Below are 21,436 nucleotides of genomic sequence, written 5' to 3'. Positions count from 1 at the left end.
TCCATTTGTACTAACTGACCGAAACTCTCATTCGGTCAATCGTGAATAAAAAAAGAGTCTCAAACTAAGAGACTTGTAAAAATGGTGCTGCGTAATAATTCCGCAATCCGTTCTTCGGAAAGCTCTTCGCCCTTATGAGTTTTCCCCCAATCGACGACAAGCGCCACATATGACTTGAACAATAGGTATGAAACAAGCTCACTGTCGCACGGCTTCAGTTCACCTTTATTGACTGCCCGTTCAATTTTCGCTTTTATATAAAAGACGATTTCATTTTCGATTTCGGCGAGCACTTCAATGACTGCAGGTGTGCGCAATTCTTTTCCTTCGTCGATCATTTTGGCGTACAATTGATGCGTCTCCCGGAATTTCAACATTTGCATGAGCCGCGCATGCGCATTTTGTTCGAAAGAAGCGCCTTCGACTGTCACCGCATCGGATGCCACCCGCATCTCTTCGACCATTTGCAGGACGATTGCGTTAAACAGCTCTTCTTTATTCGCGAAAAACGTATAGATCGTTCCTTTGCCGACATTCGCTATTTTGGCGACTTGGTCCATCGTTGTCGCTTTATAACCGAATAGCGAAAACGATTTGGCAGCTGCCTCCAGTATTTCTTGCCTGCGATCCATTTCCCCACCCCCGCTTTACTGACCAAAATACCACTCTGGTCATCTAGTCATTATAGTACTCCTATCCCCAGCGGATTGCAACAAAAAAAGAAGTTATCATAGTTTCACGATAACTTCTGTGCCGTCGTTCGCCTTGACGTTTACTAAACCCAATCCCTTATGATTTTTCAACTCCGTTACAATGGCTCTCAATTCCTTTTTATCGATTGGCGGAATGGCAAACACTTTTTCCTTATCTTCCGACTGCTCCACAATCCACTTGTTAATAAGTTTTTGAAGTCGGTCAGAAGACAGGATCAGTATGATGATCGTCAGGAACACATAAGGAATCGGGACAAATAACCGCACCTTGCCTGTCTTCACTTTGACGCGCATCATTTATTCGATAAAAACGGAAACTGTATCGCCGTCTGCCGACTTGACGTCAATGAGTTGTCCGTCCAATTCATTATCAATCGCCTCGATGAGCACATCAATATCAATATCTTTCACGTATTTCTCGGATTGAGGAATGTTCCCTGCGATGTTATGGCCCGCCTTCAATAGAACTTTGATGAGCTTGATCGGCAAATTGACAGAAACGTTATCGTTATCCGCCGAAACGACACGGATTTTCAATGTCTTATCCGTATATGCAGTCGGTTTGGATGATGGTCCACTAGCGGATTCCCTGTCTTTTAATACTCCGATCAGCTCAGAAGCCTTTTCGGCGTCAACTTTCCCCTCTTGCACCATCGTCAACACTTTTTCAATTTCCGTTTTCATATTGAATTCCCCCTATTCATCTTTTAACAGTCGGATTGCTTCTTCCGTCGTGATTTCCCCTTTTTCCAACATGGCGACTACTTTCTTCTCATCCACCTCACTCTTCTTTTTCATTTCATACCCGAGTGAACTGACAACCTCATTCAGTTTGCCTCGAACAGTCGGATACGAAATTCCGAGTTCCTTTTCAACTTCTTTAATATTTCCCCTGCACGCCAAAAACACTTCGACAAAATGGAGCTGTTCCCCTGACAACGCAGCCAACTTGGACAATTCAAACTCATTCTCGATGGATGTATGGCATCGGGTGCAATGTAGCTTCGTAACTTTCAGCGTTTCACTGCAGACAGGGCAATGACTAATAACGGGATATGCCATAATAATCTGAATTCCCCTTTCATTTGAATCCATCATATCCCAATCATTTGGAAATAGCAAGCGTAATATTAATTATTTCAATACGTTTATTAATAATCTTAATTTCTGAGTTGAATTTCATTATTATTTTTAATTAGTGAACGAAAAATAAAAAAGGCAAGGGGATTTTCATACCCCTTTACCTTTTGTCTAGTAGAGAATTTATTATTCATTCATTTTCAATCAACCATTGCTCATAGTGGGCATTCAGTTTTTTCTGCAGTGGTTTGATCTTCCCTTCAATTGATTCGTAGTCGTTCCAGTCTGTTTCGCTCAATAACTTCTTTTCCAATTGCTCAATTTGAAGTTCCAGCGCAGCGATTTCTACTTCCACATTTGTTTCCTTATTCAGCTTAGGCTTCTTGTCGACAATCATTTTCTTTGAAGGCTCTGTAGCTTGCGATTGTTGCATTTCGTTCCATTTCTGCCTCGCCCAGTCGAAAGGGCCTTCGAACATCATCATTTCACCGTCTTCCAGCCATGCTGTGCGGGTAAATAATTTATTCAAGAAGTACCGGTCATGCGAAACGGCGAGAAGCGTACCCGAAAAATCCTCCAATGCGTCTTCCAGCACTTCCCGTGATTCAATGTCCAAATGATTCGTCGGTTCGTCCAATACGAGGAAGTTCACGTCCTGATACATCAGTTGCGCGAGCCGTAGCCGTGTACGTTCCCCACCACTCAAATCGCCGATCCGCTTGAACACATCCGGTCCGTAAAACATAAACTTCGCGAGAATATGCCACGCTTCGCCTTCATCCACGCCGACCTCTTTCCGGAATACGTCAAGCAGGCGTGCTTTCGGATCCTCAATAGCAAAATGCTGTGAGAGGAAGCCTACCTTCACATTACTTCCCAATTTGCATACTCCTGCATCAGGGGCAAGCTCGCCAAGAAGCATCTTCAGGACAGTCGATTTTCCACTTCCATTCCTGCCGACAATCGCCGTCCGGTCCTTCCAGTACACTTGCAGATTCGCTCCCTGCAACAATTCGTTTGCACCGAATGATTTCACGGCTTTTTGCATGTTTACGACTTCCTTGCCGCTTCTCGGCGCCGCCTCAAAGGACAATGCCATTTTTCTCGGATCGATCAACGGCTTACGAAGCTTCTCCATCCGTTCCAGCGCCCGCTCCATATTCCTCGCTTGCCGATGAAGTCCCGCATTCGGCGGATTCGCTTCATTCGCCCAAATCCGAAGCCGCTTGATCGCTTCATTCATCTTCTTGATCTTTTTCTGCTGTTCTTCATAGTCCTGGAATTCACGTAGAAGACGCTCTTCTTTTTCTTGGACGAATGAGCTGTAATTGCCGGTATACAGATGCAACTCCCCATCTTCAAGATCCGCTATCTTTTTCACGACGTTATCGAGAAAATAGCGGTCATGTGAAATGATGACGACCGTCCCTGCATATTCCGTCAAATAGTCCTCCAGCCATTCGACCGCGAATAAATCCAAATGGTTCGTCGGTTCATCTAACAAAAGTAACTCGGGTTGAGTGAGGAGGAGTTTGCCTAACATGATTTTAGTCTGTTCCCCGCCGCTCATCTGGCTGAATTCCTGCTCGACAAACGTCCGTAATTGAAGACCGTTAATGATTTTTTCGATTTCAGCATCCATCGCGTACCCATCGCGCCTGACGAATTCATCCTGCATTTGTCCGTATCGAAGAAGCAGGCGATCCATGTCCGCTGTATCCGGATTCGATAATTCCAATTCCATTTCAGACAGCTGCTGTTGGATGTCCTTCAATTCTGTAAACGCACTTTGGAGTACATCATAACCGGTCAGCGGCTGTTCGAATGAAGGGATTTGCGATAAATAACCTATTTTGGTTCCTTTTTTATAATGAATTCGTCCAACATCCGGTTGTTCGACGGCCGCTATGAGTTTGAATAACGTCGTTTTCCCGCTCCCGTTCCGTCCGACGACGCCTACACGATCGCCTGTTTTGATTTCCAATGAAAGATTTTCAAAGATGGTGTTGCCACCTAACATTTTGCTTACTTGTTGTATTGTACAGATCATAATTTTCCGCTTCCTCTCATTCTGTTTTCACAGCTAGAAGCGCACAAAAAAAGACTGCGTTTAAGCAGCCTTCCTCTAAAAAAATAACGCAAGGAATGATGTGCTAAACAGCTGTGTGATTACTGAAATTGTCTAAAAAAGGGCATACGTATCCCGTTGAGCGCAATTTCATGAGTAATCGCACACGAAGTGGCTAAATATTCCAATAGACTTTCACGTGCATACACAGTGTCCAACATCATTCCTCACCTCCGTCCGATAATAGTAAGAATAGTTTAGCACGATTGCTTACTTATCGCAATTACGTTTTTCTTTTCACGGTTCACTTTTTTCAGACAGATACAACATATCCCCGGAGGACCTTTCATGTTAAATGGATTGCCCGCTCTAACTTCTCCACATAGGCGCTAATCTCTTCTTTACCTGTTTTCTCGATAATGAATGGATCGCCAATCGTAATCGTCGCTTTTCGGTATTTCCAAATATCTTTCAGATTTGCTGGCCCTTCATATGTGATTGGAACAATCGGCACCTTCGCCAGACTTGCAATAGTGACAGCCCCTCGCTTTACCGGCGCATTTTCCGCTGCCCTTGTTCCGCTCGGGAAAATCCCAACAATCTCACCAGACTTCAGTAGTTTTACAGGTGTTTTAATACTGCTCGGTGATGGATTTTCACGGTCAATAGGAAAAGCTTTAATGCTCGTTAAGAAAGAGGCAATTATTTTCCTTCTGAAGAGCTCCTTCTTCGCCATAAAGTGAATTGGGCGAGGCAATGAAATGCCAAGTGCAATAATTTCCAACCAACCTCTGTGCGCACACGTAATGACATATCCCCCGTTCTCAGGCAGTTTGTATGTATTCCTCAATTCGATTTTGGCGATGAAGAAAAAGATGATCTTCGCCAATGTAGCTGTTAATTTATACATGTCACCCTCCCGTTATTACCAATATATTACACTTGCTACTAATTATAGACCATCCACACTCTTTTACAACTAACCAGGCAGGTGCTTGTCATTTTTAAATGCAACAAATTTAACTGAACAGAAACCATCACTGTGCTATGCAGAACGGTACTTCATCTCCCTCCAAGTAAAAATAGTCAGACTCATTTATATATTTGACCTTCAGCAATATTAACAAAATTAGTTGACTTTATTTTCAGCCATGGTAGAGTTATATGCAATTCAAATTTCATACAAAATTTCTTATCAAGAGAGATTGAGGGACAGGCCCTATGACATCTCGGCAACGGTTTTTTGAAAACTACGTGCCAATTCCTGCAAACAGTTATCTGTTTGGAAGATAAGAAGAGCGAAGCTTTTTTCATATTCTACAATTTTAGTAGAAACGCCTTCTTTTTTCGTATCTTCCAATAGATACGGGAAAAGAAGGCGTTTTTATTTGGAGGGGATTTTATGATTACATTCGAAAATGTATCGAAAACATTTGTTATCGGAAACAGGAAAGTAGAAGCAGTCAAAAAGGTGACATTTGACGTTGAGGAAGGCGATATTTTCGGCATTATCGGATTCAGCGGCGCCGGAAAGAGCACATTGATCCGGCTTGTCAACGGCCTTGAACGTCCGACCGAAGGGAAAATCCTTATTAAAAAAACTCCCTTGCACGAACTGAAGCCGAAACAGCTCCGGGAAGTGCGCAGGAAGATCGGGATGGTATTTCAAAACTTCAACCTCTTCTCTTCCCGCACTGTGGAACAAAATATTGAATACCCTTTGAAACTATCGAAGATACCTAAAGTGGAACGGACAGCAAAAGTGAAACAGCTCCTTCAATTCGTAGGTCTTGCGGATAAAGCGAAAAGTTATCCCGAGCAATTATCAGGGGGACAAAAACAGCGTGTCGGCATTGCCCGCGCACTTGCGACAGACCCGGAAATTCTGTTGTGCGATGAAGCAACTTCCGCACTTGATCCGAACACAACGCGCGATATTTTGAATCTATTGCAAAAGGTGAATCGGGAATTAGGGATTACAATCCTGCTCATTACACACGAAATGCAGGTGATCCAATCTGTTTGCAACCGTGTCGCAGTCATGGAGACGGGGGAAGTTATTGAGCAAGGCGAAGTGTTCGATACGTTTACCAATCCTCAGCACGCAACGACAAAGGAATTCATCTTCGCCACCGATCAAAGCTTGCCCTCCCCTCACCTTCTTGATGAATGGCGGGCAAAAGGGGGAACCGCTTTGTACCGCATCATTTTCAAAGGAGAGCGGGCAAGCGACCCGATCTTATCAACAGTTACTCGAAAGCATCAGATTGATTTCAATATCATTTACGGTTCGATCCGGGAATTGCAGCAACAGTTTTTTGGCAACCTTGTCGTTTCCTTCGAGGGAAAAGATGATGCAGTGAACGCCTGCATCCATGAATTGAAAAGCATCGTAGACATTGAGGAGGTGAATTCGAAATGAAAGTTAATTGGGAGACATTTTGGATTCGCATTGTGGAGGCGACCGGTGAAACGATTACGATGGTTTTAGGGACGTTGGTGTTTAGTTCAATTGTCGGTATGGCATTAGGCGTCCTTCTGTTTACTACAAGAGAAGGAAATATACTTGAGAATCGGTTCATTTCAGCGTTACTGAATTTCTTTATTAATATTATTCGCCCGATTCCTTTCATTATTTTGCTATTCGTCCTTTCGCCCGTTACACGCGAAGTGATTGGAACGACGATCGGGACGGCAGCTGCCATTTTCCCGATGACGATTGCCGCATCGTTTGTAGTCGCAAGGGTCGTCGAAAACAACTTGATCAGTATCGATCCGGGTGTCATCGAAGCCGCTGAAGCAATGGGAGCAAGTCCGGGCCAAATTATATTCACTGTATTGATCCCTGAAGCGCTTGGACCGCTCATCCTCGGATTGACGTTTGTCACGGTCGGTTTAATCGACTTTTCAGCTGTTGCAGGCACAGTTGGCGGAGGCGGTTTGGGCCACGTCGCAATGACACATGGCTACCAACGATTCGACAGTTCCGTCATGTTCGTTACAGTCGTCATTCTAATCATCCTTGTACAGTTGGCGCAGTGGATTGGAAACTTCTTATCTAAGAAAGTGATGCGCCGTTAACTTTCAAATTTACATTGAAGCGTTTAAAAAACAAAATATAAACAATTGGAGGAGTTACTATGAAAAACATTATTAAATCACTTGGAATACTTTTGCTGCTAACCATTCTTGCAGCTTGCGGAAAAGGTGGATCCGCTAATGATGATGTTGTAGTGATCGGTGTTACTGGATCAGATGGGGAGCAATGGAATGTCCTGAAAGAGTTGGCGAAAGAGGAAGGCATTACAATCGAGCTGAAAGAATTTGCGGACTACACGTTACCGAACAACGCGCTTGCCAATGGTGACATCGATTTAAACTCCTTTCAGCATATCGCATTTTTAAGCCAATTTGCCAAAGAGAATAATCTAGACATCGTACCGATCGGTTCAACTGTTATCGCTCCGCTCGGCATTTATTCCAATAAGCTTGACGACATTTCAGGCATTAAAGAAGGTGACAAAATCGCGGTTCCCGATGATCCTTCGAATTTGGGACGCGCTTTACGATTATTGGAAACTGCAGGCCTCATCAAATTAAAAGAAGGCACTGGACTTTTCGGAGATACGACATCCATAGAAGAGAACCCTAAAAACTTGGAAATCATCCCTATGGTTGCGCAACAAACGCCACGTGTCCTGCAAGATGTCGCAGCATCCCTCATCAACAACGGGATTGCGGGACAAGCCGGGTTCAACCCTATTGAGGATCCAATCTTTTTGGAAGATGGCGACAGTGAAAACGCCTTGCCTTATGTGAATGTCTTTGCAGCACGTGCGGAGGATGCACAAAACGAGACGTATTTAAAAATTGTCGAGCTGTACCAGTCTGAACAAGTGAAAAAAGCAATTGAAGAAGAAACGAAAGGCGGTTCAATCTTACTGGATATATCGCAAGATGAGCTGCTGAATACATTCGAACAATTGAAAGGAGAAGAGTAAAATGACGACGACAACCAATCAAATCCAGTCGTATTTAGCGGAAAACCGTGCACGCTTTGTTGAAACGAGCCTATCGATTCATGCAAAACCTGAAATCGGAAACGAAGAATATTTTGCCTGCGAGCAACTAACGACATTGCTTCGCGAGGAAGGATTCGAAGTGGAAACGAATGTCGCCGGACACGAAACCGCATTTTACGCACAGTTCTCAAGTTCGAAACCAGGACCAACAATCGCTTATACGATGCCTTGCCAGGAATCGGCCATGCTTGCGGCCATAACATTATCGGAACGACAAGTGTCGCAGCTGCAATCGCACTTTCCAAAGAACTCGATTCTACCGGCGGAAAAGTGGTCGTCTTAGGAACACCTGCCGAGGAAGGCGGTCCAAACGGTAGTGCAAAAGGAAGTTTCGTCCGCCACGGCTATTTACAAGACGTAGACGTTGCATTGATGGCCCACCCTTCGGGAAAAACAGCCGTAACATCAGATTCATTAGCCGTCGATCCATTAGACTTCCATTTTTACGGCAAGCCAGCCCACGCTTCAGGTGCTCCTGAGCATGACATTAACGCACTTGATGCAGTCATTTTACTATTCAACGGCATTAACGCATTACGGCAACAACTGCCGCAAGATGTCCGTGTGCACGGCATCATTACACATGGCGGCGAAGCGCCGAACATTATTCCCGAATATGCCTCTGCACGATTTTTCATTCGCGCGTCCACTTGGAAACGGACAGAAGAGATCGCTGCAAGAATACGGAATATTGCAGAAGGCGCTGCACTTTCCACTGGCGCTTCTGTCAAAATCGAACGCTTTCAAAATGAAGTGAAAGATCTCGTCATTACAGACGCACTTGACCAAGTAGTGAAACGCCACCTCGAATCACTCGGTGAAGTCGTCCATACTGAAAAAAGAAAAGGCCTTGGATCGACAGATGCAGGAAATATCAGTCATGAAGTGCCGACTGCCCATCCATATATTAAAATCGGCGATGATGATTTGATCGGCCATACCGTTCCGTTCCGCGAAGCAGCCAAATCCGACCGCGGAATGGAAGCCCTCCTGATCGGCGCAGAAGCACTTGCCAATACCGGCCTAGACTTACTGACCAACGCAGCACTTTTAAGCGAAGTTAAAGAAAGTCACAAGCAGGCATTGGAAACAAAATCACAGCAGTAAATAGAGCAAACCGGACAACACATTTCATTCGTGTATTGTCCGGTTTTTTTACGCATTGCGTCTTATCCTATTCAGTCAAACGGCCATTCCGGCAGCATATTACTCAACTTCTTATCTTCACGATAGCCCAATACATACTCCGCCTGCATGATCGTATGGATTTCGCGTGTGCCTTCGTAAATGACAGGGGCTTTCGAGTTCCGCAGGAAGCGGGCGACCGGGTATTCGTCCGAATAGCCGTATGCGCCGTGTATCTGGAAGGCGTCGTCCGCGGCTTTATTCGCAAAATCGCATGCTTGCCATTTGGCGAGGGACGTTTCGCGTGTGTTCCGGAGCCCTTTATTCTTCAATTCACCTGCACGGTAGACGAGAAGGCGGCTCATTTGGTAGCCCGCTTCCATATTGGCGATCATTTGCTGGACGAGCTGGTGCTTGCCGATCGGCTTGCCGAATGTTTCGCGCTCGTGGCAATACTTGACGCTTTCCTCGAGGCAGCCCATGATCAAACCGACTGCGCCTGCTGCTACAGTGAAACGGCCGTTATCAAGTGCGGACATTGCAATTTTGAACCCTTCGCCTTCTTCGCCTAGCAAGTTCGCAGCCGGGATGCGCATATCTTCAAAAAACAGCTCGCCGGTATTGCCTGCCCGAATGCCGTATTTCCCTTTGATCGCTTTCGATGAAAAGCCCGAAGTCGTGCGTTCTACGATGAATGCACTGATGCCATGGTGTTTCTTCGACTTATCCGTATATGCAAAAACGAGGAAATGATCCGCTACATCGCAAAGAGAAATCCACGTCTTCTGTCCGTTAATGACGTACTCATCCCCGTCGCGCACGGCAGTCGTCGCCATCGCCGCAACGTCGGAGCCCGCGCCAGGTTCCGTCAAACCGAATGCTCCAATTTTTTCACCCTTCGCTTGCGGCACCAAGAACTTTTGCTTCTGCTCTTCCGTTCCCCATTGCATGAGCGTCATCGAATTTAATCCGATATGGACGGAAACCGCTGTCCGGAATGCCGTATCACCTCGCTCCAGTTCTTCGCAAAGGATGGCGAGCGAGTTGTAATCCATCCCGCTCCCCCCATATTGTTCCGGCACACAGACGCCCATGAATCCTAAGTCCGCAAGCTTTTTCCAGATCGCCGGATCGAACCCGCCCTCCGCATCCCACCGTTGAATATGCGGCATAATCTCTTCATCTACGAATTGACGCGCAGTCTTGCGCAGCATTTGCTGTTCTTCTGAAAATCCAAAATCCAATTCCCACAACCCCTTTCCCTTACTAGCTATTAAACGTGAGCTTCTTGTGTTTTAATCGTTTCCTCAATGACAACGCCGCGTTTTTTCATCTCTTCAATGTATTGGGCACCCGGCACGATATTTTCAGGAGGGTGGACCCCTCGTTTCGTGATTGTGCCGTTGCCAATCATTTGCGCGACAATCGAGATCGTATTCGCTGTCGCACGGGCCATCGCCGTTTCATTCACCGTCAAATCCTTTTTCGTCACCATGTTATACTCGTATGTTGCCGGCATCCCGTGCGCTTCACCGCTAACAATAACACGGAGAAGGACGGCATCCGATTTATCCCCCAAACGTAATTTGGGGGAAAGATGCTCTCGCATGACGTCGCGCACTTTCACTTGTTTATCGCCGACTGCCACTTCATTTTCGCGGGACAATAAACCTAGATCAACAAGCAATTGGAATTTCTCGGCATGCCCTTTATAGCGGATCGTCTTATATTCGAGCGTCTGCACGTCCGGGAACGTCTTCGTCAACGTCGATGTACCGCCGGAAGTATGGAACGCCTCGAGCTCACCAAATTCATCGAAATGGATCGTTTCCACTTCGGATAACGAAGGGACTTCAAGCAGTTGCCCATTACGGATGACATGGGAAGGGTCTGTATAATGGTCAAAAACGCCTTCCAGCGAGAACACGACATTGTAATTCAGCGGAGGCTCCGGCTTTACAGGTATTCCGCCTACGTAAAGCCTGATACTCTCCACTTTGTCGAGTTTGCTTGCGCCATAGCCTGTCAAAATGTTGATCATGCCCGGCGCCACCCCGAGATCCGGAATGATCGTCACTCCTTTCGCTGACGCTTTTTCAGCCAATCCCAATACAGCGTCGGTCGCTCCGCCGATATGTCCTCCGAGGTCGATGGAATGCACCCCAATATCCACCGCAATTCGCGCAACTTTTTCATTGAATGTGTAGAACAGCGCATTGATGACGACATCTCCAAGTGCCATCACTTCCTGCAATTGGAGGTCATTTGTCGCGTCCAGCTGCAAAAGGTCCAATTTATCCGACATGAGCTGCTCCGCGAAATCTTCCGCAGGCCTCAAATTCAAGTCCGCTAAATACACTTTTGTCACGTCGTCGCTTTTCACAAGATCACGCACTGCCTCTTTCCCCATTAAGCCTGCGCCTAATACAACCACCTTCATGTGAACATCCCCTTTGTTCCGAATTATCCCGCATTAACTGGCCGTAAGCCCCTCTGCAAGGGGCAACTGCCTGTTAATGACCGATTGATTCAACTAACAATCCGTGAACCCTCCACAGATTGTAGTTTCACTTTATTCCGTGTCGATTTGCGCCCGTTGCAGTTTTCCGCTGAAATCGACGTAAATGCTCTTCCATTCCGTGAAGACATCTAGCGCCGCGACTCCGGAATCCCGATGTCCGTTGCCCGTTCCCTTCGTCCCTCCGAACGGAAGATGGATTTCTGCCCCTGTCGTTCCGGCGTTCACATAGACGATTCCCGTATCGAGATCCCGTTGCGCCCGGAATACTTTATTCACATCTTTCGAGAAGATGGAACTAGATAAGCCATAAATGACACTATTGTTCACTTCGATCGCTTCATCCAGACTGCCGACTTCAATGAGAGAAACGACCGGTCCGAAGATTTCCTCCTGCGCCAATCGGCTATCCCATTTCACGTCTGTAAATAACGTCGGTTCAAAGTAATGGCCTTTCGCAAAATCGCCTTCTGTCAGTACGCTTCCCCCTGCCAACAGTTTCGCGCCTTCCTCTTTTCCAATCTCGACGTAGCTTTGGATTTTCTCCAATGCCTTTCCGTTGATGACCGGTCCGATTTTCACAGACTCGTCCAACCCGTCCCCAATCGTCAAATGCTTCATCGATGCCAATAATTTCGTTTCCAACTCTTCCTTAACATCTTTATGCACGATGACCCGGCTGCATGCGGTGCATCGTTGCCCTGCCGTTCCAAATGCGCTCCAAAGGATCCCTTCCACCGCGAGGTCGATATCCGCATCATCCATGACGATGACCGCATTTTTCCCGCCCATTTCAAGAGACACTTTCTTCAAATGACGCCCGCCTGTTTCAGCGACATGACGCCCTGTTTCCGTCGACCCCGTAAATGAAATGACACGGACATCCGGATGCTCGATCATTGCCGTTCCGACTTCAGACCCTGAGCCGAATACGATATTGGCAACACCCGCTGGAAGTCCGACCTCTTCGAAAATACGGGCCATTTCATACGCCATCATCGGCGTTTCCGTAGCAGGCTTCCAAACGAAAGTGTTCCCCGCGACAATTGCCGGGAACGATTTCCACGTCGCAATCGCTACTGGGAAGTTCCACGGCGTGATCAAACCGACGACCCCGATCGGTGCGCGGACGCTCATCGCAAATTTATCCTGCAGCTCGGAAGGAACCGTTTCCCCAAACAATCTGCGCCCTTCTCCAGCCATATAGAACGCCATGTCGATCCCTTCCTGCACTTCCCCTCGGCCTTCTTCGATGACTTTTCCCATTTCACGAGTTAACACTTGCGCCAAATGCTCTTTTCGTTCTTTCATGAGATTGCCGATTGCATATAAATAATCCGCCCGCTTCGGTGCAGGAACGAGCGCCCATTTTTTCTGCGCTTCCTTCGCCGCCTTAACAGCCAGATCCACGTCTTCGCTTGTCGATAAACGCACTTGTGCAAGCTCTTCCCCATTTGCCGGATTCGTGACAGCGGTATATTTCGCCCCGCCGCTTTCCTGCCAAGTACCTCCGATAAAATTGTTCAATTGCATGATTCCATTTCCCCTTTCCAACACGAACTTTTTCGCAACCGCTTACAATCTATTTATTTCGACATTATCTACCTGAATTCCTTCTTCAATTAAAATAAAATGCGGAATAATCCGTAAAAGGTAAGATACAAATATAGAAAAAGGTGTAGACGAGTTGTCTACACCTTTGTAAATTATTTTATTCCTGCACAGTCTTCGTTTCTACAGAAACATCAGCAGCCGGATTTTTCACTTTTTCTAATTTCGGAGGGAGGACCCTTTTAATGAAGAGAGTTAGAATCAAAGCGGCAACAGAAATGAATGTTGCAATCAGGAAGGAGTAATTGATACCGTCCAACATTGCCTCCAAGCCGATTGCATGCTCCATAACGGCCAATTCGCCTTTATCCGTCGGCATATTACCGGCTGCAATGGCATCCTGCACTTGAGTTGCGCCTGATTTCTCCATCCGCTTCGTCATGATCGTAAGCAGAATCGCCGATCCAATCGCACCGGACACTTGCTGCAACGTATTGTTCATCGCCGTGCCGTGTGGATTAGATTTCATCGGAAGCTGGTTCAAGCCGTTTGTCATGATCGGCATCATAACCATCGACATCCCGAACATCCGGATTGTATAAAGCGCCATCAAATAGTAATACCCTGAATCTAATTCCAGCCTACTCAAGTAAAACGTCGTAACGACCGTGATGACAAGTCCGACGAGCGCAAGGACCCGCGCACCGTATTTGTCGAACAACCGGCCGGTAATCGGCGACATGATTCCCATGAGGACCGCACCTGGAAGCATCAATATTCCTGCTTCAAACGGTGAAATGCCCCGCACTTCCTGAACGTAAAGAGGCGTCAGGATCATCCCTGAGAACATTGCGACTGACAAAACAATCGAAATGACGGATGCGAGCGCGAACATCGGGTATTTGTAAATTTTGAAGTCCAGCATCGGATCTTCCATCTGTAATTGCCGGATGACGAACGCGATCAGCGCCACCGCTCCGATACCAATCGTTCCATAAACGAGCGGAGCACCCCATCCTTTATCCCCTGCTGAGCTGAATCCGTATAAAAGACCGCCGAAACCGATGCTCGATAATACGAGTGAAAAGACGTCAAGCTTCACCGACGCATTCGGCGTAATGTTCTTCAGCTTCCAGAGTGCAAAGACGATCGTCAGAATCGCAAATGGCAACACGATTTCAAACAGCGTTCGCCATGAATAATGCTCGACAATCCAACCAGACAATGTCGGCCCGATCGCAGGCGCCGTAAACATGACAAGTCCGAACATCCCCATTGCCGATCCCCTTTTTTCAATCGGGAAGGCGACAAGCATGACGTTCATGAGCAATGGCATCATCAAAGCGGAACCAGATGCTTGGATCATACGTGCCGCTACGAGCAATCCGAATGTCGGCGCAAAGATGGCAAGAGCCGTTCCGATCGTGAACAACGTCATCGCCGTCAAAAACAGCCTTCGGTTCGTAAACTTCTGCACAAAGAAGGCACTTGCCGGGATCATAATGCCGTTCACGAGCATATAACCGGTCGTCAGCCATTGGACGGATGAAGGCTTCACCTGAAACTCATTCATAATGACAGGCAAGGCAATATTCAATAATGTATTGTTCAAGATGGCGACGAACGCCCCAAAGAATAAAATCGCAATCATTCCGTAAGGAGGTTTTTCGTGCATCTTCTTAATATCCATTTCCAATGGAATTCCCCCATTCATATTCAATCTCTTTCTAACACATTTTCATATTTTATACCCCCAGTCCAAAATAATCAAATACAGAAACCGTTTTCATAGAAAATAAGTTCCCAAAGCTATCATTGCAGTATTTTATTTGATAAAATAAATTTATACTCACAGTTCAAATCAAAATCATATAGGGTGATATTAATGAATGATCGTAAACGCCAAGTCATGTTGATCGCAAAAAAGCTATTTATCGAGAAAGGATTCACATCCACTTCCGTTCAAGATATTTTGGAGGAAGCAAAAATCTCCAAAGGGACTTTCTATAATTATTTCACTTCTAAAAACGAATGCCTCATGGCCATATTGGAAGATGCGCATAACGAGTCGGTCATCCGTAGGCATGAACTGCTTGTCGGGCGTAATAAAAATGATAAAGACGTATTGGCCGAGCAGATTCTAGTCCGGATGATAGTAAACCGGGAACTGAATTTACTCCCGATTTACGAAGCTGTTTTTTATTCCAACGATGAGGAGCTCCGGAATTTTGTCAAAACGTATCATCTCAGCGAATTGAAATGGCTTGCAGGCCGCCTTGTCGACGTCTACGGCGAGGAAGCGGAGCCCCATTCATTCGATTGTTCCGTAATGACGTTAGGAATGATTCAGCAACTCCGCCATTTTTGGACGGCCGGCTCCTCCAAGGAACTGGACATCGAAAAGCTTGTCCACTTCACGTTCAGGCGGTTGGATGCCCTTATATCCGATATGATTGAACAGAAGGATGTCCTGCTTGAAAAGCATATGATTACACCTTTAGGAGTTCCTGCAGGAGATTTGAAAGAAAAAATCCATGACGGACTTCTCTCATTAAAAAGAGAGTTGGAGCTGGATGAAAGCAGTCTGGAATACACAGACTTCCTCTTAACGGAGTTGCAAGCCGAAAAACCAAGGGCAGCCCTCTTGGAAGCGGTCGGCCGTTCATTCCGCGAAGCTAGCAACGGCACGAAACTGGCCGACCGTGTGAATGAAGTCTTGTATTTACTATGGAAATATATCGATTTGATTCATACAAAATGATGAAACTTTCGAAGGAGTCCGCCGTACAATTAGTCAGCAACTAAACTTGGGGAGGCTATTTCATGAACAATCACGAAATCGATTTCAAACTGTACGGAGACGATATGCAATTTGTAGAGGTCGAACTCGATCCGGGCGAAACGGTCGTTGCGGAAGCGGGTTCCTTAATGATGATGGAAGACGGAATTGAAATGGAGACGATTTTCGGTGACGGCTCAGGAAATTCCGGCGGCGGAATTATGGGCAAGCTGATGGGAGCCGGAAAACGCTTGTTGACCGGAGAGAGTTTATTCATGACAACATTCACGAATGAAGGATCGGGCAAAAAGCACGCCTCTTTCGCGGCACCGTATCCCGGCAAAATCATCCCGATGGATTTAAGCCAACTTAACGGCAAGATCATTTGCCAAAAGGATGCGTTTTTAGCGGCAGCAAAAGGCGTTTCTGTCGGAATCGAATTCCAAAGGAAAGTCGGCGTCGGCTTTTTCGGCGGCGAAGGCTTCATCATGCAAAAGCTTGAAGGGGACGGCATGGCTTTCGTCCATGCCGGAGGAACAATCATTGAAAAGACCCTTTCCCCAGGTGAAACGCTGCGCGTCGATACGGGTTGCCTCGTCGCCATGACACAGGACGTAAATTATAATATTGAAATGGTGAAAGGCGTCAAGACGGCATTGTTCGGCGGTGAAGGGTTGTTCTTCGCAACGCTAAGAGGACCGGGCAAAGTATGGATCCAATCCTTGCCGTTCTCCAGACTCGCAAGCCGCGTCTTCGCTGCAGCACCGCAAGTTCCAGGCGGCGGATCACGTGATGAAGGCAGCATCGCAGGCGGGTTGTTCAATATGTTAGGCGGGAAATGAAAAACCAGAACGTCCTGAAATGGGCGTTCTGGTTTTTGCTTTTTAAACGTCCTGTTACCTACCAAAGGGCATTTCGGATTGACTAAAGGGCGAGTCCAAAGTCCTGAAATGACGATAATTATCGGGATTTGACCGATAACTCGCCTCAATTGACCGATAACCATCAGTAAATGACCGATAATAAAAACACCCGGGAGCGTCCCGGGTGTTTTGAACCTCACCTATAGCAATAAATACGCAATCGGCGTCACAATTACGATTGTTAAAATAACGCGTTGCACCCAAATGGCGATAAGCTGCGGAATGGAAATCGGAATTTCCGTCGACACAATACACGGCACGACCGCCGAGAAGAAAATGATCGACGAAACCGATACGACCGCAATGACGAACTTGACGACCAATGCAGATTCCACGACGAGCAACGCCGGCAGGAACATTTCCGCGATTCCGAGCGCACTTGCTTTCGCAACTAACATCGGCTCCGGCAACTGCAGCGCCCATGTGAACGGATAGAAGATGTAGCCAAGCCAGTCGAATACAGGTGTGAATTCGGCGAGCACGAGCCCCAAAAGACCGATCGACAAGATGGAAGGCAAGATTGCCATTGCCATCAATAGCCCATCTTTAACGTTGGCAACAATATTTTGCGCAAACGTCGGTGCTTTCGAGACAGTGTCCATCGCTTCATTCCAGGCAGCCGCAAAGCGTTTCCCTTCCGGCTTCAACTCCGGCTGAGGCGTCGAACCTTCATAATACTCGTTCTTGATTGAACGCAACGGCCATAAATGAACAGTGATTGCTGTGACAATAAATGTAACAACTAACGTCGTCCAGAAATACATATTCCACATGCTCATCAAGTCGAGCGTCTTTGCGACGACAACCATGAATGTTGCGGAAACTGTCGAGAACCCTGTCGCAATGATGGCGGCTTCCTTCGCCGTATATTTCCCTTCTTTATACACACGGTTTGTAATTAACAGCCCCAATGAATACGAACCGACAAATGACGTGACTGCATCGATTGCTGACCTGCCCGGCGTCTTCCAAATCGGACGCATGATCGGCTGCACGAGGACTCCGACAAATTCCAACAAGCCATACCCTACTAATAAAGCAAGGAATACAGCCCCGATCGGAACTAACAATCCTACAGGAATGACTAACTTATTCAACAGGAACGGCCCCATGCTCGGTTCAAACAGCCATGCAGGCCCCACATTGAATACGAGCATGATGCCGACTACCAAGCCGATCACTTTAAAAAATGAAAAGACCATATCAACAGTCGATTTTTTCCACGTACCTGAAACGAACGGATAAACCGCCCCGGCTAGAATGACGAGCAATGCATAATACGGCAACGCCCCTCCGAAATGCGTTTGAATCCACGTCACAATATGATCCAGCATAATGGAATTCTTTTCACCGATCGTAACTGGAACGAAAAACATGAATGCCCCAATCGCGCTAAAGACAAAAAACTTCCACATACCAGGATTCGATTGCGTTTTCACTTTCTCCCCTACTTGCGCCATGAACTTTCCCCCTTCTCCTTATGTTCCAACAACCCCCATTGAAAGAAAGCCGTGAATGAAACGCCATACTGTTCATTCACGGCAAGGCCTTATCCTACGACCCGTTCTCCCTTTTTCCAAACCTTATCGACATGATTTACACCGAATAAATATTGCAGCTCCTGGTAGTTCGAGATATTCCACATGACGACGTCCCCTTGCTTGCCAACTTCAAGCGAACCGACTTTGTCCTCCATCCGGATTGCGCAAGCGGCATTCATCGTTGCCGCAACAAGCGCTTCCGCCGGAGTGAGCCGCATCGAGATGCACGCCAAGTTCATGACGAGCGGCATTGAAGTCGTCGGAGACGAGCCTGGATTGCAGTCCGTCGAAATGGCGACTGCAACGCCTTCATCGACCATTTGGCGCCCTTTCGCAGCATCCTCGCGCAAGTACAAAGCAGTTGCCGGCAATAAGCAGGCGATCACTCCCGCTTCCGCCATCCGCTTGATCCCTTCGTCAGACGCTTTCAGCAGATGCTCTGCCGAAATGGCGCCGACTTTCGCCGCTAGCTCCGCTCCACCGTACGACTCGATTTCGTCGGCATGGATTTTTGGAATCAACCCGAGCTTTTTCCCTGCTTCCAAAATGCGTTCGGACTGTTCCGGCGTGAATACGCCGACTTCGCAAAACACATCGTTGAACACTGCAAGCTTCTCTTCCGCAACGACAGGAAGCATGTCGTTAATAATGCTATCAATATATTCATCTTCATTCCCTTTATATTCTTGCGGCACGGCATGCGCCCCCATGAATGTCGGTACAATGTCGATCGGATGGATGTCATTCAATCGCTTCGTCGCCCGCAGCTGCTTCAGTTCCGTCTCGAGATCAAGGCCATAGCCGCTCTTCCCCTCGACAGTCGTGACACCGTGCTTCAGGAATGAATTAAGCCTGCGAGAAGATTGCTCCACTAATTCATCTTCCGTCGCCTCGCGTGTCATCCGGGTTGTCGCATGGATTCCCCCGCCTGCATTCATGATTTCCATATAAGTGGCGCCTTCTAAACGCATTTCGAACTCACGCTCACGACTGCCTCCATAAACGACATGCGTATGCGGATCGACGAGACCCGGCGTCACAAGACGTCCCGTTGCGTCGATGATGTCCGCATCGGTTGCCCGGTCGCCGAATTGACGCTCCAATTCGTCCGTCGTTCCGATTGCTGTAATGACGCCATCCTCAATCCACACACTGCCGTCTTCAATGATGCCTAGTTCAGACATTTCCTTGCGCTTACGTGGCTTATTCTCTCCCGCGATCGTCGCCAGTTGTGATGCATGTTTGATCCAAATTGGTTTCAAGAATTTCCACCTTCCATCATTGGGATGTTAACCCCTTTTTCCTTCGCCGTTTGAATAGCGAGGTCATAGCCCGCGTCGACGTGACGTGCGATGCCCATTCCAGGATCCGACGTCAACACACGTTCAAGTCGCGCTTCCGCTTCTTTCGTTCCGTCCGCGACAATAACCATCCCTGCGTGCTGGGAATAGCCCATCCCGACGCCGCCGCCATGATGGACAGATACCCAAGTCGCCCCGCCGACAGCGTTGATCATCGCGTTCAAAATCGGCCAGTCCGAAACGACATCTGAGCCGTCTTTCATCGCTTCCGTCTCTCGGTTCGGTGAAGCTACTGAACCTGAATCGAGGTGGTCACGTCCGATGACGATCGGTGCACTTAATTCGCCGCTCGCAACCATGTCATTGATGATCTTTCCGAAACGTGCACGCTCGCCGTACCCTAACCAGCAAATCCGTGAAGGCAGCCCTTGGAACTGGATTTTCTCCTGCGCCATCCGGATCCAATTGCAAAGATGTGTATTGTAGCTGAATTCACATAAAATGACTTCGTCCGTCTTCCGAATATCTTCCGGGTCTCCAGAAAGCGCTACCCAGCGGAAAGGTCCTTTCCCTTCGCAGAACTGCGGGCGGATGTAAGCCGGAACGAATCCCGGGAAGTCAAATGCCCGTTCAACACCTTCATCTTTGGCCACTTGGCGAATATTGTTTCCGTAGTCGAACGTAATGGCGCCTTTATCCATCATCTCGACCATGGAGGCAACATGCTTCGCCATCGAAGCTTTGGAACGTTTCACGTACTCTTCCGGATCCGCAGCGCGGAGCTCCGCTGCCTCTGCAAGCGACATGCCGGATGGGATATAGCCATTCAACGGGTCATGTGCAGACGTCTGATCCGTCAATACGTCCGGATTGAATCCACGTGCAATCATTTCTGGCAATAGATCTGCCGCATTTCCAAGAAGTCCGATCGACAGCGCCTTCCCATCAGCCTTCGCTTCCTCAGCAAGACGAATCGCTTCATCAAGCGAATCAGTTTTGACGTCCGTGTAGCGAGTTTCAATACGACGATCGATCCGTGTCTCATCGACTTCGATGCCGATGCAGACGCCGCCCGCCATGGTGACCGCCAATGGCTGCGCACCACCCATGCCGCCAAGCCCAGCCGTCAACGTGATCGTCCCTTTCAATGAATCCCCAAAATGCTGCTTCGCTAGCTCCGCAAACGTTTCGTACGTCCCTTGCACAATCCCTTGCGACCCGATATAAATCCAGCTGCCCGCCGTCATTTGCCCGTACATCATCAAGCCCTTTTTGTCGAGCTCATGGAATGTATCCCAATTGGCGTAAGCCGGAACGATATTCGAGTTGGCAATCAACACCCGAGGCGCATCTGTATGTGATTTGAAAATCGCAACCGGCTTACCCGATTGGATCAACAATGTTTCATCATTCTCAAGCTCCTTCAAAGAACGGACAATCGCGTCAAAACTTTCCCAGTTGCGCGCCGCCTTACCGATTCCCCCATAGACGACGAGCTTCTCAGGATGCTCCGCCACATCAGGATGCAAATTGTTCATGAGCATCCGAAGTGCGGCCTCCTGCTGCCATCCCTTCGTATGCAATTCCGTGCCTGTATATTGAACGACTTTCTCCACTGTATCCGCTTTCATTTTCTAACAACCTCCCTTTCGTTACTATCATTCTATAAGGAAAGTTCAGTTAATTGTTTATGAATTAATCGTAATTTTATACTTTATTGACAATCTGAGTGTTGTTTTATGGATTATTTTGACG

19 protein-coding genes, 1 pseudogene and 1 riboswitch are annotated in these 21,436 nt (G+C 47.3%); of the genes and pseudogenes, 6 read left to right on the top strand and 14 right to left on the bottom strand.

What is annotated here, in order from left to right:
• Positions 1-59 precede the first annotated feature (59 nt).
• From NIT04_RS01425 to NIT04_RS01400, 7 genes are all read right to left on the bottom strand, one after another.
• Positions 60-632: a TetR/AcrR family transcriptional regulator gene (locus NIT04_RS01425; protein WP_252501831.1), complete on the bottom strand. Its 573-nt coding sequence runs from the start codon at positions 630-632 to the stop codon at positions 60-62.
• Positions 633-728: 96 nt separating this feature from the next.
• Positions 729-995, bottom strand: coding sequence for a hypothetical protein (locus NIT04_RS01420; protein ID WP_371922482.1), 267 nt, complete (start codon positions 993-995; stop codon positions 729-731).
• A gap of 15 nt (positions 996-1,010) precedes the next feature.
• Positions 1,011-1,397, bottom strand: coding sequence for a hypothetical protein (locus NIT04_RS01415; protein WP_252501829.1), 387 nt, complete (start codon positions 1,395-1,397; stop codon positions 1,011-1,013).
• A 12-nt stretch (positions 1,398-1,409) separates the two neighbouring features.
• Positions 1,410-1,775: a DUF2089 domain-containing protein gene (locus tag NIT04_RS01410; RefSeq protein WP_252501828.1), complete on the bottom strand. Its 366-nt coding sequence runs from the start codon at positions 1,773-1,775 to the stop codon at positions 1,410-1,412.
• A 208-nt stretch (positions 1,776-1,983) separates the two neighbouring features.
• Complete coding sequence (abc-f, locus tag NIT04_RS01405; RefSeq protein ID WP_252501827.1) at positions 1,984-3,843, bottom strand: ribosomal protection-like ABC-F family protein; 1,860 nt, start codon at positions 3,841-3,843, stop codon at positions 1,984-1,986.
• A 119-nt stretch (positions 3,844-3,962) separates the two neighbouring features.
• Positions 3,963-4,082: an RAxF-45 family protein gene (locus tag NIT04_RS19100; RefSeq protein ID WP_305880096.1), complete on the bottom strand. Its 120-nt coding sequence runs from the start codon at positions 4,080-4,082 to the stop codon at positions 3,963-3,965.
• Positions 4,083-4,207: 125 nt separating this feature from the next.
• A complete protein-coding gene (locus NIT04_RS01400) occupies positions 4,208-4,771 on the bottom strand; it encodes a 1-acyl-sn-glycerol-3-phosphate acyltransferase (protein ID WP_252501826.1) in 564 nt (187 codons plus the stop codon).
• 279 nt (positions 4,772-5,050) lie between these two features.
• A riboswitch (SAM riboswitch) is annotated at positions 5,051-5,157 on the top strand.
• A 106-nt stretch (positions 5,158-5,263) separates the two neighbouring features.
• Here NIT04_RS01400 and NIT04_RS01395 point away from each other — a divergent pair.
• The 4 genes and pseudogenes from NIT04_RS01395 (at position 5,264) to NIT04_RS01380 (ending at position 9,050) form a co-directional block, all read left to right on the top strand.
• Positions 5,264-6,283, top strand: a complete 1,020-nt coding sequence (locus NIT04_RS01395; RefSeq protein WP_252501825.1) for a methionine ABC transporter ATP-binding protein — start codon at positions 5,264-5,266, stop codon at positions 6,281-6,283.
• On the top strand, positions 6,280-6,942 hold the full coding sequence (locus NIT04_RS01390; RefSeq protein WP_252501824.1) for a methionine ABC transporter permease: 663 nt from the start codon (positions 6,280-6,282) through the stop codon (positions 6,940-6,942). The genes NIT04_RS01395 and NIT04_RS01390 overlap by 4 nt, the downstream gene beginning before the upstream one ends.
• Positions 6,943-7,001: 59 nt before the next feature.
• A complete protein-coding gene (locus NIT04_RS01385; protein WP_252501823.1) occupies positions 7,002-7,862 on the top strand; it encodes a MetQ/NlpA family ABC transporter substrate-binding protein in 861 nt (286 codons plus the stop codon).
• 1 nt (position 7,863) lies between these two features.
• Positions 7,864-9,050: pseudogene (locus NIT04_RS01380) on the top strand (M20 family metallopeptidase).
• 71 nt (positions 9,051-9,121) lie between these two features.
• On the opposite strand, the gene NIT04_RS01375 reads toward NIT04_RS01380, so the two are convergent.
• The 4 genes from NIT04_RS01375 to NIT04_RS01360 all read right to left on the bottom strand — a co-directional run bounded on the left by NIT04_RS01375 (position 9,122) and on the right by NIT04_RS01360 (position 14,827).
• The gene (locus tag NIT04_RS01375; RefSeq protein WP_252501822.1) at positions 9,122-10,312 is read right to left on the bottom strand and encodes an acyl-CoA dehydrogenase family protein; all 1,191 of its coding nucleotides are present in this window, start codon (positions 10,310-10,312) and stop codon (positions 9,122-9,124) included.
• A gap of 29 nt (positions 10,313-10,341) precedes the next feature.
• Positions 10,342-11,508 (bottom strand): saccharopine dehydrogenase family protein, encoded by a 1,167-nt coding sequence (locus tag NIT04_RS01370; protein WP_252501821.1) that lies wholly within the window; start codon positions 11,506-11,508, stop codon positions 10,342-10,344.
• A gap of 132 nt (positions 11,509-11,640) precedes the next feature.
• Entirely contained in the window at positions 11,641-13,119 is a 1,479-nt protein-coding gene (locus NIT04_RS01365; protein ID WP_252501820.1) for an aldehyde dehydrogenase family protein, read from the bottom strand.
• Positions 13,120-13,297: 178 nt separating this feature from the next.
• Positions 13,298-14,827, bottom strand: coding sequence for a DHA2 family efflux MFS transporter permease subunit (locus NIT04_RS01360; protein ID WP_252503159.1), 1,530 nt, complete (start codon positions 14,825-14,827; stop codon positions 13,298-13,300).
• A 195-nt stretch (positions 14,828-15,022) separates the two neighbouring features.
• Between NIT04_RS01360 and NIT04_RS01355 the strand changes: the two genes are divergently transcribed.
• Both NIT04_RS01355 and NIT04_RS01350 read left to right on the top strand, forming a co-directional pair.
• Positions 15,023-15,898, top strand: a complete 876-nt coding sequence (locus NIT04_RS01355; RefSeq protein WP_252501819.1) for a TetR/AcrR family transcriptional regulator — start codon at positions 15,023-15,025, stop codon at positions 15,896-15,898.
• A gap of 62 nt (positions 15,899-15,960) precedes the next feature.
• Entirely contained in the window at positions 15,961-16,758 is a 798-nt protein-coding gene (locus NIT04_RS01350; protein WP_252501818.1) for a TIGR00266 family protein, read from the top strand.
• Between the two features lie 221 nt (positions 16,759-16,979).
• Here NIT04_RS01350 and NIT04_RS01345 read toward each other — a convergent pair whose 3' ends face one another.
• From NIT04_RS01345 to hutU, 3 genes are all read right to left on the bottom strand, one after another.
• On the bottom strand, positions 16,980-18,299 hold the full coding sequence (locus NIT04_RS01345) for a YjiH family protein (protein WP_252501817.1): 1,320 nt from the start codon (positions 18,297-18,299) through the stop codon (positions 16,980-16,982).
• Between the two features lie 89 nt (positions 18,300-18,388).
• On the bottom strand, positions 18,389-19,642 hold the full coding sequence (gene hutI / locus NIT04_RS01340; protein WP_252501816.1) for an imidazolonepropionase: 1,254 nt from the start codon (positions 19,640-19,642) through the stop codon (positions 18,389-18,391).
• Positions 19,639-21,312: a urocanate hydratase gene (gene hutU / locus NIT04_RS01335; RefSeq protein ID WP_252501815.1), complete on the bottom strand. Its 1,674-nt coding sequence runs from the start codon at positions 21,310-21,312 to the stop codon at positions 19,639-19,641. Before hutU ends, hutI begins: the two co-directional genes overlap by 4 nt.
• Positions 21,313-21,436: the final 124 nt, after the last annotated feature.

It is taken from the genome of Sporosarcina sp. Marseille-Q4943, from assembly GCF_943736995.1.
In the GTDB taxonomy this organism is placed as follows: Bacteria; Bacillota; Bacilli; order Bacillales_A; family Planococcaceae; genus Sporosarcina.
Note: the sequence above shows the minus strand (reverse complement) of the source record. Positions and strands in the feature narration are given on the sequence as shown.

What these genes read in the sequence shown, in the direction of transcription:
- NIT04_RS01425 (WP_252501831.1), bottom strand. Translation starts at nt 632, where the DNA reads ATGGATCGCAGGCAAGAAATACTGGAGGCAGCTGCCAAATCGTTTTCG.
- NIT04_RS01415 (WP_252501829.1), bottom strand. Translation starts at nt 1,397, where the DNA reads ATGAAAACGGAAATTGAAAAAGTGTTGACGATGGTGCAAGAGGGGAAA.
- NIT04_RS01410 (WP_252501828.1), bottom strand. Translation starts at nt 1,775, where the DNA reads ATGGCATATCCCGTTATTAGTCATTGCCCTGTCTGCAGTGAAACGCTG.
- abc-f (WP_252501827.1), bottom strand. Translation starts at nt 3,843, where the DNA reads ATGATCTGTACAATACAACAAGTAAGCAAAATGTTAGGTGGCAACACC.
- NIT04_RS19100 (WP_305880096.1), bottom strand. Translation starts at nt 4,082, where the DNA reads ATGTTGGACACTGTGTATGCACGTGAAAGTCTATTGGAATATTTAGCC.
- NIT04_RS01400 (WP_252501826.1), bottom strand. Translation starts at nt 4,771, where the DNA reads ATGTATAAATTAACAGCTACATTGGCGAAGATCATCTTTTTCTTCATC.
- NIT04_RS01395 (WP_252501825.1), top strand. Translation starts at nt 5,264, where the DNA reads ATGATTACATTCGAAAATGTATCGAAAACATTTGTTATCGGAAACAGG.
- NIT04_RS01390 (WP_252501824.1), top strand. Translation starts at nt 6,280, where the DNA reads ATGAAAGTTAATTGGGAGACATTTTGGATTCGCATTGTGGAGGCGACC.
- NIT04_RS01385 (WP_252501823.1), top strand. Translation starts at nt 7,002, where the DNA reads ATGAAAAACATTATTAAATCACTTGGAATACTTTTGCTGCTAACCATT.
- NIT04_RS01370 (WP_252501821.1), bottom strand. Translation starts at nt 11,508, where the DNA reads ATGAAGGTGGTTGTATTAGGCGCAGGCTTAATGGGGAAAGAGGCAGTG.
- NIT04_RS01365 (WP_252501820.1), bottom strand. Translation starts at nt 13,119, where the DNA reads ATGCAATTGAACAATTTTATCGGAGGTACTTGGCAGGAAAGCGGCGGG.
- NIT04_RS01360 (WP_252503159.1), bottom strand. Translation starts at nt 14,827, where the DNA reads ATGGATATTAAGAAGATGCACGAAAAACCTCCTTACGGAATGATTGCG.
- NIT04_RS01355 (WP_252501819.1), top strand. Translation starts at nt 15,023, where the DNA reads ATGAATGATCGTAAACGCCAAGTCATGTTGATCGCAAAAAAGCTATTT.
- NIT04_RS01350 (WP_252501818.1), top strand. Translation starts at nt 15,961, where the DNA reads ATGAACAATCACGAAATCGATTTCAAACTGTACGGAGACGATATGCAA.
- NIT04_RS01345 (WP_252501817.1), bottom strand. Translation starts at nt 18,299, where the DNA reads ATGGCGCAAGTAGGGGAGAAAGTGAAAACGCAATCGAATCCTGGTATG.
- hutU (WP_252501815.1), bottom strand. Translation starts at nt 21,312, where the DNA reads ATGAAAGCGGATACAGTGGAGAAAGTCGTTCAATATACAGGCACGGAA.